The 12,541-nt window shown below is 70.0% G+C and carries 10 protein-coding genes; 3 read left to right on the plus strand and 7 right to left on the minus strand.

Translation table 11 applies throughout. The features are described from left to right. Positions 1–351: 351 nt before the first annotated feature. Positions 352–1,005, plus strand: a complete 654-nt coding sequence (locus ACIBM5_RS38715; protein WP_396011403.1) for a LysE family translocator — start codon at positions 352–354, stop codon at positions 1,003–1,005. 34 nt (positions 1,006–1,039) lie between these two features. Here ACIBM5_RS38715 and ACIBM5_RS38720 read toward each other — a convergent pair whose 3' ends face one another. After that, positions 1,040–2,716 carry a long-chain-fatty-acid--CoA ligase gene (locus ACIBM5_RS38720; protein WP_396011404.1) on the minus strand — a complete coding sequence of 559 codons (1,677 nt, stop codon included), beginning with the start codon at positions 2,714–2,716 and terminating at the stop codon, positions 1,040–1,042. 193 nt (positions 2,717–2,909) lie between these two features. On the opposite strand from ACIBM5_RS38720, the gene ACIBM5_RS38725 reads away from it, so the two are divergent. Further along, positions 2,910–4,199: an NYN domain-containing protein gene (locus ACIBM5_RS38725; RefSeq protein WP_396011432.1), complete on the plus strand. Its 1,290-nt coding sequence runs from the start codon at positions 2,910–2,912 to the stop codon at positions 4,197–4,199. 158 nt (positions 4,200–4,357) lie between these two features. Here ACIBM5_RS38725 and ACIBM5_RS38730 read toward each other — a convergent pair whose 3' ends face one another. From ACIBM5_RS38730 to ACIBM5_RS38755, 6 genes are all read right to left on the minus strand, one after another. Then, the gene (locus ACIBM5_RS38730; protein WP_396011405.1) at positions 4,358–4,798 is read right to left on the minus strand and encodes a hypothetical protein; all 441 of its coding nucleotides are present in this window, start codon (positions 4,796–4,798) and stop codon (positions 4,358–4,360) included. A 131-nt stretch (positions 4,799–4,929) separates the two neighbouring features. After that, complete coding sequence (locus ACIBM5_RS38735; RefSeq protein ID WP_396011406.1) at positions 4,930–5,367, minus strand: hypothetical protein; 438 nt, start codon at positions 5,365–5,367, stop codon at positions 4,930–4,932. 116 nt (positions 5,368–5,483) lie between these two features. Further along, complete coding sequence (locus ACIBM5_RS38740; RefSeq protein WP_396011407.1) at positions 5,484–7,229, minus strand: alpha/beta hydrolase; 1,746 nt, start codon at positions 7,227–7,229, stop codon at positions 5,484–5,486. Positions 7,230–7,232: 3 nt separating this feature from the next. Next, on the minus strand, positions 7,233–7,649 hold the full coding sequence (locus ACIBM5_RS38745; RefSeq protein ID WP_396011408.1) for a hypothetical protein: 417 nt from the start codon (positions 7,647–7,649) through the stop codon (positions 7,233–7,235). Positions 7,650–7,965: 316 nt separating this feature from the next. Next, entirely contained in the window at positions 7,966–9,168 is a 1,203-nt protein-coding gene (locus ACIBM5_RS38750) for a lipid-transfer protein (RefSeq protein WP_396011409.1), read from the minus strand. A 171-nt stretch (positions 9,169–9,339) separates the two neighbouring features. Next, on the minus strand, positions 9,340–11,544 hold the full coding sequence (locus ACIBM5_RS38755) for an acyl-CoA dehydrogenase (protein ID WP_396011410.1): 2,205 nt from the start codon (positions 11,542–11,544) through the stop codon (positions 9,340–9,342). Between the two features lie 281 nt (positions 11,545–11,825). Between ACIBM5_RS38755 and ACIBM5_RS38760 the strand changes: the two genes are divergently transcribed. Beyond that, positions 11,826–12,464, plus strand: coding sequence for a class I SAM-dependent methyltransferase (locus ACIBM5_RS38760; protein WP_396011411.1), 639 nt, complete (start codon positions 11,826–11,828; stop codon positions 12,462–12,464). Positions 12,465–12,541: the final 77 nt, after the last annotated feature.

Raw genomic sequence — 12,541 nt, forward strand, 5'->3', positions numbered from 1 at the left:
CGGGTGAACGGGCCGGCCAGGCGAAGCCGAACCGGGTCGGGCCGGTGCGGTCCGACCCCGAGCCCACCAGGCCCGAACCGCGACTTCGCCCAGCCCCCGGCCTGCTCCCGGACGAACGGGCGGGCGAGCGGCCAGCCGCTCGGCCGGGCGGGCGAACGAGCGGCCCGCCAGCCGTCCGTCCGGAACCGGCCCCGGCCCCGGCCATGTGTGGCCCGGCCGATTGCTATGCGATGCCGGGCAAGGGGCGTGACTTTGCCCAACCCTCGGTCCTGGCCTCGTCGTGACGACGTGTCAGCAGGTCGCGCGGCCGCTCCGCGCCCGCCGTCGGGGCCCCTGGGAGGGGCCGGCAGCATGGCCCGTATGGACGTGCTGACCCACCTCGCCTCGTTCGCCCTGGTCGCCGGGCTGCTGACGATAATGCCCGGCCCGGATACCGCGATCGTGTTGCGGGCGGCGCTCGCGCGCGGGCCTCGGCACGGGTTCGCCACCGCGTTCGGCATAGGCTCCGGGACCCTGGTCTGGGGTGCCGCCGCGGCGGCCGGCGTCTCGGCCGTGCTGACCACTTCCCGGGTCGCCTATACGAGCCTGCGGATCGTCGGCGCCTGCTACCTGCTCTGGCTCGCCTACGGACTCCTGCGTGCCGCGTGGGTGAACCGGTACACCGACGTCGAGGCCGCCCCGGTGGCCGGCGCGAAGGCCGCTCCGGGGTTGTGGTCCGCGTGGGGGCGCGGCGTGCTCACGTCGCTGACCAACCCCAAGGTGGGCGTCTTCTACATGGCGATGATCCCGCAGTTCATGCCCTCCGGCGCACCGCACCTCGCCTTCGGGATACTGCTCGCGCTGGTCCACGACATCGAGGGCATGGTGTGGTTCACGGCGATCATCCTCGGCGCGAACAGCCTGCGCACGAAGCTCCGCCGCCCCCGCTTCCGCCGCACCCTCGACGCCACGACCGGCACCGTCATCGGCGCCTTCGGCATCGGCCTCGCCGCAACCGACGGCTGAGGCCGCACCGGGATCGACCCCCGACCGCCCCGACTCACCGATCCAGCAGCGCCAGCACGTGTGCCCGGCCGCGGTCGGCGAAGGCCTTCTCCAGGGTTCTGCGGTCGGCCTCGGTGAACCGTCGGTACGGGCCGTCCTTGCCGTCGCGCCACCACAGTTCGTCGGTGCCGGTGTACCAGGCCTGGCGGACCAGGACTCGGGTCAGGATCTTGTTCGTGCTGGTCTGCGGGAGCGCCGCGGCGATCCGGATGTAGCGCGGGTGCCAGGCCCGGGACAGGTCCGACTGCGCCGCCAACCAGGCCGCGAATGCGGCCGGTTCGAAGCTCGCGCCTTCGCGCAGGACCAGGGCCGCCATCGCCTGGTCGCCCGCCGCCTCGTCGGGCACGCCGTACACCGCGGCCACCGCGACGTCCGGGTGTCGGGACAGGATCCGGGTGACCGGCGCCGCGCCGAAGTTCTCCCCGGCCACGCGCAGCCATTCGCCGCTGCGGCCGGCGAAGAAGACCAGGCCGTCCTCGGTGCGGTAGGCCAGGTCGCCGCTCCAGTACCAGCCCTCGCGCATGCGCTGCGCGGTCGCCGCCGCGTTGTTGTAGTAACCCTCGAAGGCGCCCGCACCGCCGATGTTGACCAGCTCGCCGACCGCGTCCTCGAGGTTGGTCATCCGGCCCTCGGCGTCGAAGGCCGCCGGCGGGCACTCCTCGCGGGTGTCCTGGTTCAGGATCCGGATATCGCCGTTGGGCCGGCCCAGCGCGCCCGGCGGCATGTCCGGGACCGGCACGAAGGACAGGCCGCCCTCGGTCGAGCCGAACCCGTCCCGCACCGTGCAGCCGAACCGCCGGGCGAAGCGCTCGACGTCCTGCAGCCCGCCCTCGTTGCCGAACACCCGGGTGAGCGGGTTGTCCGCGTCGTCGGGACGCTCGGGTGTGGCCAGGATGTACGACAGCGGCTTGCCCACGTAGTTCGCGTAGGTGACCCCGAACCGCCGCACGTCGGGCAGGAAGCCGGACGCGGAGAACCGCGGCCGCAGCACCAGTTCGGCCCCTGCGGCGACCACCGGCGCCCAGCACGTGATGATCGCGTTGGAGTGGAAGAGCGGCATCGCGCAGTAGGCGACGTCCGCGCCGGTGAGCCGTTCCATCGCCACCACGCTGGCCCCCTGCGAGGCGACCTTGCCCTGCGAACAGATCACCGCCTTGGGGTGTCCGGTGGTCCCGGAGGTGAGGATCAGCATGAAGGTGTCGTCGGCGCTCGGCCGCTCGGCCGGCAGCTCGGCTCCCGCGTACGGCTCCAGTGCCGCCGCCCAGGACGCGTCGTCCACGCACAACAGCCGGTCCGCCGGGAAGTCCGGCGCCGCGGTGCGCAGCTGCTCCAGGTGCGCCGCGTCGGTGATCACGAGCGAGCAGTCCGTGTGATCGATGTCGCGGGCCAGTTCGGTGCCGACCCGGGTCGGGTTGAGCCCGACGATCACCGCGCCGGACAACGCCGCGGCGCCCAGGAGCAGCGGAAACTCCGGGACGTTCTCCAGCATCACCCCGATGTGCCACGGCCTGCCCTCGACCCGCAGGGCGTGCAGCAGGGCCGCCCGCCGCGCCGACTCGGCGACCACCTCGGCCCAGGACCAGGCCCGATCCTCGTGGCGGAGCCCGGGTGCGGGATCCGCGGCCCGCTCTCGCAGCAGTACGTCCAGGGTGGTGCTCCAACGTCCCGACACGGCACGACTCCTGACGGACAGACACACCTACATGGCACGATCAAGCTTTCGCTTCGCAACCTAACCCGGGTGCGCGCGGATCGGAAGACGGCCAAGATCACAAGCGGACCGTGAGTGGCCTCGCTTGCCCACACGTGACGCGTCGGACAGATTGAAGCCGTACGCATCGGGGGAGGCAGGCATGGACATGAGTATGGATTCGGGCATACCAGGCAGAATTCGCAGCGCGCTTTTTCTTGATTTTGACAACATTTACAGCGGGCTGCGCGAGACGGATCGGGCTTCGGCGGAAATTTTCGCCCGGAAGCCGTCCCAGTGGTTGGAGTGGTTGGAGAACGAGGCGATCGAGCGTGGCCTGCGCCGATCGCTGCTCGTACGCAACTGTTACCTCAACCCGGTCATGCACGACCGTTACCGGGCCTTCTTCACGCGGTCGGCCTTTCGCGTGATCGACTGCCCGCCGCTGACGGGCCGGGGCAAGAACAGTGCGGACATCCACATGGTGATGGACGTACTGGACACGCTCCAGCACTCGACCCGGTTCGACGAGGTCATCATCATGAGCGCGGACGCGGATTTCACGCCCGTGCTGCTGCGGCTGCGCAGCCACGACCGGCGCACCATGGTGATCGCCAGCGGTCCGGCCGCCCAGGCGTACGTCGCCGCGGGCGACGTGGTGATCAGCGACCAGGAGTTCATCGAACGGGCGCTGCGCGACGAGATCGACGTCGCACCGGCCGACGAGGGCGTGCGCGAGCAGGTGATGGCGCACGTGCGCGCGCAACTCGGCGGATCCGACGAGCCGATCGTGCTCGCGACGCTGGCCCACTCGGTGCTCCAGCAGGTCGGCCGGGAGCAGGTCACCCGCACCCGCTGGGGCGGCGCGACCACCTTCTCGTCCCTGCTCGAACTGATGCTGGAGCAGGGCGCCGACGAGAAGCTGCTGATCAGCCGGGTCCCGCCGGGTTACATCTACGACCGCACCCGACATCAGCCGCCCTCGGCCCGACCCAACGGTCAGGGTCGGATGGACCACGTGCGCGAACCGGTCCGCGACCTGATCGACCGGGTGGCCACGGTCACCGGAGCGCCTCGGCTCTCCCCCGAGGAGTACCAGGTGCTCTTCGAGGAACTGCACGCCGAGGTCAGCGAGAACGGCTTCCAGGGCAACCAGACCTCGGGCGCGGTCCGCGACCGCTGCGCCGAACGTATGCAGACGATCGCCCGCAAGGCCATCGCGTTCGTGACCACCGGGCTGGTCTACTCCGGCTACTGGTCCTCCACCGCCCACCCGGTCGCCTCCGCCGACGACCTCGCCGACGCCTTCCTCCGCAACGTCGAAACGCTGTGCGCCAACGCCCGCCTGTACCTCAACGACACCGAACGCACCCTCCTGGCCGAATGGCTACACGGCACGCCCGCCGCCACCCTCGTCACCCCGGACCTGGCGCCCGTCCCCGGCACCGGCACCGGCACCGGGTGACGCCCCCCGACGGGTGCGGCCCACACCGCACCCGTCGGGCCGGGCGGAATCGGCCCACCCTGCGCCGAAATCCGAGGGTGGACCGGCGAGGCACCTCGCCCACCCGAGGCCGCGCCGGCCCCGCGCACGGTGCGCCCGTCACGCGCCCGATGCGCCCGTCACGACGGTGACACGGCGGGTGCCGTCGGCGCCGGTACGAAACACGGCGAGCCGACCCAGATGGTGATCTCCGTGGGCGGGGACGTGCTGGACACCATGATCCCGTAACCGCTCTGCGGATCGGAGGCCCGCAGCCTGCCGCTGGTCCCGCCCGGACCGGACCGGTCGGAACCCACGTCGTAGCTCGTGATCTTGTAGCCGCGCGCGATCATCCCGTCCCGCACCCGCTCGAATGCCGCTTGGTGCTTCGAGCTCTCCAGAGTCACGTTGTATGCGCGGAACACGCTCTTTCGCGGATTGTCCTTGGCGCTGTCACCACACGGCGGCGTTTCCGTACTCGCGCCCTTGGGCGGATCCGGCGGATCGATCCAGCGAATGACCTCCGCGACGTACGCTGCGGTGGGCTTGAGCATCTCCTCCGTCGACCTGGTGGCCACCACGTCCCGAGAAGATCCGGGAACTTTCGCGCCTGGCGATTTCCCGGAAGAATCCGCGTCCCCTGCGCATCCACTCGCGAGCACCAGAAGCGTCGACATCACCGGAAGAATCGACCTCGTACCGATCACGCGTGTCATGACGTCCTGTTCACGGCGAGTCCGGCGGTGATCCGTGACGCGGCTGCCGGTGTCGCGAGGAAGCACGGCGAGAGAACCCAGATGGTGATCTCCTCGGCGGGCCACGTGCTGGACAGGAGCAGGTGATAACCGTCGCGCCCGGAGACGGCGTGCAACCTGCCGGTGGTGCCGCCGGGTTCGCCCGCAGTGGGGCCCACGTCGTATTTGGTGATCCGAAACTCTCGTGCCGTCAGTTCCTCCCGCACACGCTCGAACGCGGGCTGATGCCGCTGCGTGGGGATGCGCACGTTGTAGGCGCGAAACACGCTCCTGGGTCCGTGGGCCGTGGCGCCCGCGCAGGGCATCATCTCCGTCGAGGCGCCCGACTCGGTGATCGGCGCCCCGATCCAGCCGATGACAGCCCGAGCGTGCTCCTCGGCTCGCTCGATCAACATGCGGGGAGTCAGCGGCGATTCATTCTTCGGGGGCGATTCGAACGGCATACGTTTTGTCATCCCTCGACGCATTTCGTGATGTCGGCGCGACCGGATCCGGGGCATTCGTCAGTCGCTCATCCGGGCATCCGCCCGTCGATGAGCTGCGGTCGCATACGTGGTTCCGGGTTGTTGTACTCGCCCATGATCACGCGTGCCTGGTTTTCCAGGCTCACCCCGGGAGTGCGGTCCGGATTCTGATCCCAGTACGAACTGTGCGCCTCGATATCGGGGACGCTACCCGGAGCCGAACTGTTGTCGTTCGTGGTCATCCGGTTGGCGCCGAAATTGTCGCTGGTGGGCGTGACGAACTGGATCGGCGAGTCGACATCCAGGGAGATGCCGGGTCCGTGACCGCCCCAGGTCATGTCGAACCGGAAGGGGTTCTCGAACCGCACACCGCCGTGACCGGCCGCGCCCAGTTCGGGAACGGGATCGTTGGGGGCCTCCTCGGCCCACACGTGCCTGGGGTCGATCCCGAGGTCGTCGGCGCTGTCGACGTGCATACCGGGGCTGCCCAGGGCCACGATGTCATCCACCGCGATGCCGTCGCCGCGGCGCGCGGCGTCCCCGATCACCGTGGATCCATACGAGTGGCCGAGGACCGTCACGTGTCCGGTGTCGCCGTTTTGAGCCTGAAGGCCGTTGAGGAAGGAGTCGAGTATGGGCGCCCCAGCGGCGGCGTAGTCCCTGGACACCGCATCCACCGGCGTGTCCGGCGCATCGTAGTCCAGCCAGAGGATCGTGGCGACGTCGCCGGGAACGCCGGGCGTGAGCCGGTCGGCAGCCGATTGCAGGTTGTAGACACGGTCGAGATCACTGTTGTCGGAGGACGCCTTCGTCCCCGGCACGAAGACGGCCACATGAGGCGCTACGTCCGGGTCGCCCACTGCCAGGATCACCCGCCCTTCGCCCTCGGCTGCGAACTTCAGCAGCCGCAACTGCTGTTCAGCGGGCCTGATCTGTCCGTCGACCAGCTTCTTGTCGATGTCCAAGAGTCTGGCGAGTTCCGAGTCGTGCTTGTCCTTGTCGCCGGGAGGCGGTGTCTGTCCCTGCATGATCTCGATCTGTTGGGCCAAAGCAATCCGGTTGGCCTCGTCGCGGACCTTCGACGGAAGCCCGTCGGTACTGCCGATGGCACCCGGATACGCCTCCACGAATGTCTCGCGTTGCTCGTCGGTCAGCGCCGCCCACCACTTGGCGGCCTCGGCGGGATTCTTGGGGATCTGGTCCGCTCGGGTGCCCACCATTCCCGCGGCGCTGTCGGCATCTCCCAGGACGTTCTGCCACGCGTTCGGGCCGGCCAGGTCCGCCGGGTGAAGCCGGTCGGCCTCCCCCGCGAATTTGGCGTCCGCGGCGGTTGCTCGCTGCACGATTCGCTGGAACTCTTCCTGGAATCCGGCCATCTGCCGGTTGCGTGCGGCCTGATCCTCGGGGCTCGTGGCCGGGCGACCGTCGGGCATCTCCTGCCACGCGAGGGACCCGCCGGGACCGACGGTGAAGCGTTGCGCGTTCGCCCGCTCAATGACGTCGCGCAGCTCGGTCTGACAACTGGTCAACTCGCCGATCGCAGCGCGTATGGTGTTCACCATCGCGGAAGCCTCGATCGAGGCCATCGACAATCGTTTCCCGATGCCATCCGACGCCAGGAACGCACCGTTGGCCGCATCCCCCTTCCATTCGGAGTGCCGTAGCCCTTGCGACAGTTGTGTCGCGGTGGCTTGCTGGGCCTGTTCCAGTGCCTGGTTCGCGTTCACCCACGCGGCGAGTGGATGGATCAACCACTCGAGTCGGGCGTTTCTCAGCTCGTCGAAACCGACCATGGCTCAGCTGCCGGGTGTGAACGAGCCGCGGACGAGGTTCTCATTCTGCTCATACGCTGCGGCAGCATCCGTGATCAGGCCCGAGAACGCGAGGATCTCATCGGCAAACGCGCCGACCCACTCGGCCCACTCCGTGGATACTGCGGCGATCCGGCCCGACAGCGCGAAGCCGGGCAGCGCTCCACCGGAGTCCCGGCATTCGCTCTCAAGTCCTGTGACGACCTGCTTCAGGCGGTCGGAGATCTCTCCTGCAGCCGAACCACACGTCCTGATCCGACTGGTTTCGACGCCGAAGGCGCCGCCTCCCTCGGCACCACTCGCTGACAACAGCGCCGTCTCGGCGGGCCGTTCGGCCGGCATCGCCGGTTTGTCGCCCTGGGTGTAGGCCCAGGGATTGACTATCTCGTCGAGCGATGCCATCGGTCCCCCCAGTACACGGTCGTCGACGACCCGCGACAGCGGCCACCCACGTCGTTCACCCCGCGCGGTGCGGTCGGCATTGTTGCGCGAGGGTCAGGTCGAACAGGCTTTTTGCCGGTCCCAGGTCCGCGTCGCCACGCGCGACGCCCGTACAACCGTTCGTCCATCGGTCGAAGGACATTGATACACAGGCAATCGACGAAGCGCAAACATCGATTCACGTACAGTCACGGCCATCACGTGCAAGGAACCGGGCGTCGGAAAGCGTGTATGAGTGCCCCGGGCGGCCCGATCGGGCCGCCCGGGGGTGCGTCGGCTAGAACTGGCCGCGGCGGTACAGGCCGACCACGGCTGCGCCGCCGAGGCCGATGTTGTGGGTGAGGCCGACCTTGGCGTCGGCGACCTGGCGGGCGTCGGCCAGACCGCGCAGTTGCCAGCTGATCTCCGCGGCCTGGGCCAGGCCGGTGGCGCCGAGCGGGTGGCCCTTGGAGATCAGGCCGCCGGAGGGGTTGACGACCCAGCGACCGCCGTAGGTGGTGGCGCCCTCGGCGACCAGCTTGCCGCCCTCGCCCTCGCCGCACATGCCCAGCGCCTCGTAGGTGAGGATCTCGTTGATCGAGAAGCAGTCGTGCAGCTCGATCACGTCGACGTCCTCGATGCCCAGGCCGGACTGCTCGAAGACCTGCCGACCGGCCGCGGCCGACATCGGCTTGCCGACCACGTCGATGCACGTCTTCGAGGCGAAGCTTTCCTCGGTGTCGGTGGTCATCGACTGCGCCACGATCTCGATCGCCTGGTCCTGGAGGCCGTGTTCGCGCACGAAGCGCTCGCTGACCACGAGCGCCGCGGCGGCGCCGTCCGAGGTGGGCGAGCACTGGAGCCGGGTGAGCGGCGCGTGGATCTCCTTGGCGCCGAGCACCTCTTCGAGCGAGTACTCGACCTGGAACTGCGCGTACGGGTTGTTCACCGAGTGCCGGTGGTTCTTCACGCCCACGTGCGCGATCTGCTCGGCGGTGGTGCCGTAGCGGGCCATGTGCTCGCGGGCCGCGTTGCCGAAGATCTGCGCGGTCGGCGGCGCGGTCATCGAGAACCCGTGCGCGTCGCCCATGATCTTGTAGTGCGCGGCGACCGGCGACGTGGAGAAGTCGCCCTCGCCGCCCCCACCCAGCGAACCGCGCTTCATCTTCTCGAAGCCGATCGCGAGCACGCAGTCGTTCAGCCCGCCCGCGACGAACTGGCGGGCCATCATCAGCGCGGACGAGCCGGTCGCGCAGTTGTTGTTGACGTTGTAGACCGGGATCCCGGTCAGGCCCAGCTCGTACACCGCGCGCTGGCCGGCGGTGGATGCTTGGAAGCAGTAGCCGACCGGCGCCTGCTCGACCAGGTCGTAGCCGACGCCCGCGTCCGCCAGGGCCTTGTCGCCGGCCTCCTTGACCATGTCCCAGTACTGCCAGTCGCGGCTCTCCGGCTTCTCGAACTTGGTCATGCCCACACCGACGATGAACGCCTTTTGTGCCATGTCGCGAACTCCCACTGAACAGATGAGGAAAGGAACCGAACGAACCAAGGAACCGAACGGACCAAGGAACCGAACGAACGGATCGAATCGAACGAAACGAACGAAGCAATCGAAACGAACCGAGCGAACGAAGGAAACGAACGAAGGAAACGAACCGAGCGAAGGAACGGACTACTTCTCCGTGGGCTGTGGGTCCCGCGGCAGCCCGAGGATGCGTTCGCCGACCACGTTGAGCTGGACCTGCGTGGTACCGCCGGCGATGGTCAGGCAGCGGCTCATCAGGAACCCGAACGCGGCCTTCTGCCCGTCCCCCTCGTCCACCGCGCCCAGCGGGCCGAGCAGTTCGAGGGACAGTTCGGACTCGCGCTGCTGATGCGGAGTGCCGACCAGCTTGCGCACCGAGGCACCGGCGCCGGGCTCCAGACCGGACAACCGGGCCAGCGTGGTGCGCAGTTCGATCAGGGCGAGCGAGGACGCCTCGGCCACCAGCGCGCCCAGCCGCTCGCGGAAGCCGCCGTCCACGAACTCGCCCGCCGGGCCGTTCACCGCCGCGACCAGGTTGGCGATGCCGGCGCCGAACGAGCTGCCCGCGCCCATGTGCACGCGCTCGTTGCCGAGCGTGTTGCGGGCCACCTGCCAGCCCTCGTCGACCTTGCCGACCACCATCTCGTCCGGCACGAAGAGGTCTTCGAGGAAGATCTCGTTGAACATCGCCAGGCCGCTGATCTCCTTGAGCGGCCGGATGTCCAGACCCGCGGCGGCCATGTCCACGATGAAGTAGGTCAGCCCCTCGTGCTTGGGCTTGTCCGGCGAGGTGCGCGCGAGCAGGATGCCCCACTGCGACTCGCGGGCCCGCGAGGTCCACACCTTCTGGCCGTTGATCAGCCAGCCGCCCTCGGTCTTGGTCGCGCGGGTGCTGATCGCCGCCAGGTCCGAGCCCGCGCCCGGCTCGGAGAACAACTGGCACCACTGGATCTCGCCGCGCAGCGTCGGCGGCGCGAACCGCTCCTGCTGGGCCGCGGTGCCGTACGCGATCAGCGACGGGATCACCCAGTTGCCCATGGTGATGTCCGGCAGCCGCACGCCGAGCGACTTCATCTCCTGCTGGATCACCAGTTGCTCGACCGGGCCGGCGCCGATGCCGTACGGCTTGGGCAGGTACGGCGCGGCATAGCCCAGCGGGGCCAGCCGGGCGCGCTGCTCGGCGCCGGACTCGCCGGCCACCTCGGTCAGGATCGCCCGCGCGGTGTCGCGCAGGTTCTCCGCCTCCGGGGGCAGGTCCAGGACCAGCTCGCGGCGCGCCCCGGCGCTCGCCAGCTCGGTCACCCGCAACCGCCAGAACGCGGCGGGCCCGGCGTACTGCCGCAGGGTCAGACCCCGGCGCAGGTAGATGTGCGCGTCGTGCTCCCAGGTGAAGCCGATCCCGCCGAGGATCTGCACGCAGTCCTTGGTGGTCGTGAAGGCCGCCTCGATCGCGTAGGTCGCCGCGATCGCCGCGGTCAGCGACCGGGTGGGCGCGTCCGAGCCCGCGTCGATCGCGCGCGCCGCGTCCCAGGTGACCGCGCGCGACTGCTCGACCCGCACCAGCATGTCCGCACACAGGTGCTTGATCGCCTGGAACTGACCGATCGGCCGGCCGAACTGCTCGCGCACCTTGGCGTATTCGGTCGCCGTGGTGAGCGCCCAGGCGGCCACTCCGCACGCCTCGGCGGACAGCAGTACGGCCGCGAGGTCGCGCGCCAGGTCCTCGTCCACGCCGCCGAGCACGCGCCCGGCCGGGACCACGGTGTCCACCGTGATCTCGGCGCTGCGCCGGGTCGGGTCCACGCTCTTGAGTGCCCGGACGCTCACCTGCGCGGCGTCCACGACCACGTACGCGGGCGTGCCGTCGGCCCGGCGCGCGGCCAGCACCAGCACGTCGGCGAGCGCGCCGCCCAGGATCGGCGTGGCCACCCCGCTCACCCGCAGGCCGCCCGCCTCCTCGGCCGCCACCACGGTGCCCGGGTTCGGCGCGACGGCGCCGATCAGGGTGCCGTCCGCGAGGCCCGGCAGCAGTTCCTTGGCCGCGTCGCCGCCGTCGGCCTGGATCAGCGCCGAGGCCAGCACGGTGGGCAGGAACGGGCCGGGCAGCATGCCCTGACCGGCCTGCTCCAGCGCCACGGCACTTTCCACCAGGCCGTAGCCCGCACCGCCGAACTCCTCCGCGACGTGCATGCCGAGCAGGCCCTGTTCGGCCAGGCCGGCCCAGTGGCCGGGCCGTTCCTCGGCCTCCGCCTCCAGCACCCGGCGCACCTCTCCGATGGGTGCAACACGTTGCACCCATCCGCGTACCGATTCCGCCAGGGAGCGGTGCTCCTCCGTGATGCCGATGGCCATATCGCGCCTTCCGTGACTTCCGTGACTCGGTCCAGTACTTGCGATAGTAGAACCCGTTTCAATTAATCGGGAGACCGAAGTCGGTTCCGGGGCGCCGATGTGGCCCCCGACACGGTGCCGCGAAGCCGGCTGCGGCAGCATGGCGGCCCGGGGTCGCACCGACCCGGTGCGACCGGCCCGGTCCGGCGGATGCTTGGTGGCCCCACGAGGACCGGATGCCGGTGGTCCACGAGCATCCGCCGAACGGACCGAGCGCGGCCTCGATCAAGGAGAACCCCAGGATGAGCACCATCGACCCCGCCGTGCGGGCCGCGTTCGAGGCCGCCACCGGATTCATGCCCGCGAACGAGGGCGACGCGCTGTACGCGGCGGCGACCGAGGCCGCCGAGGTCGGCCCGCTGGTCGAACTCGGCACCTACTGCGGGCGCTCGACGATCCTGCTCGCCGCGGCCGCCCGCGACGCGGGCACCGTGGTGGTCACCCTCGACCACCACCGGGGCTCCGAAGAGCAGCAGCCCGGCTGGGAGTACCACGATCCGACCCTGGTCGACCCCGAGGTCGGCGTGATGGACACGCTGCCGCGCTTTCGGCGCACGCTGTACCGCAGCGGCCTGGAGCCGTACGTGGTGGCCCTGGTCGGGCACAGCCGGGTGATCGCGCCGCTGTGGAACACCCCGGTGGGCCTGGTGTTCATCGACGGCGGGCACACCGACGAGCACGCCCAGGGCGACTACGAGGGCTGGGCACCGCACGTGGCGGTCGGCGGACTGCTGTTGATCCACGACGTGTTCCCGGATCCGGCCGACGGCGGCCAGGCGCCGTACCGGGTCTACCTGCGCGCGCTGGCGTCGGGCGCCTTCGAGGAACTGCCCGGCGACGGGTCGCTGCGGGTGCTGCGGCGGATCGCGCCGGGCATCTGAGCGGTGCGGCGGCCGAGCGGCGCCCCGGTCCGGGCCGAGCGTCCCGGCGGTCGCGCCGCCGTGTCCGTCACGCGGTG

It is taken from the genome of Embleya sp. NPDC050493, assembly GCF_044458105.1.
Classification (GTDB): domain Bacteria; phylum Actinomycetota; class Actinomycetes; order Streptomycetales; family Streptomycetaceae; genus Embleya.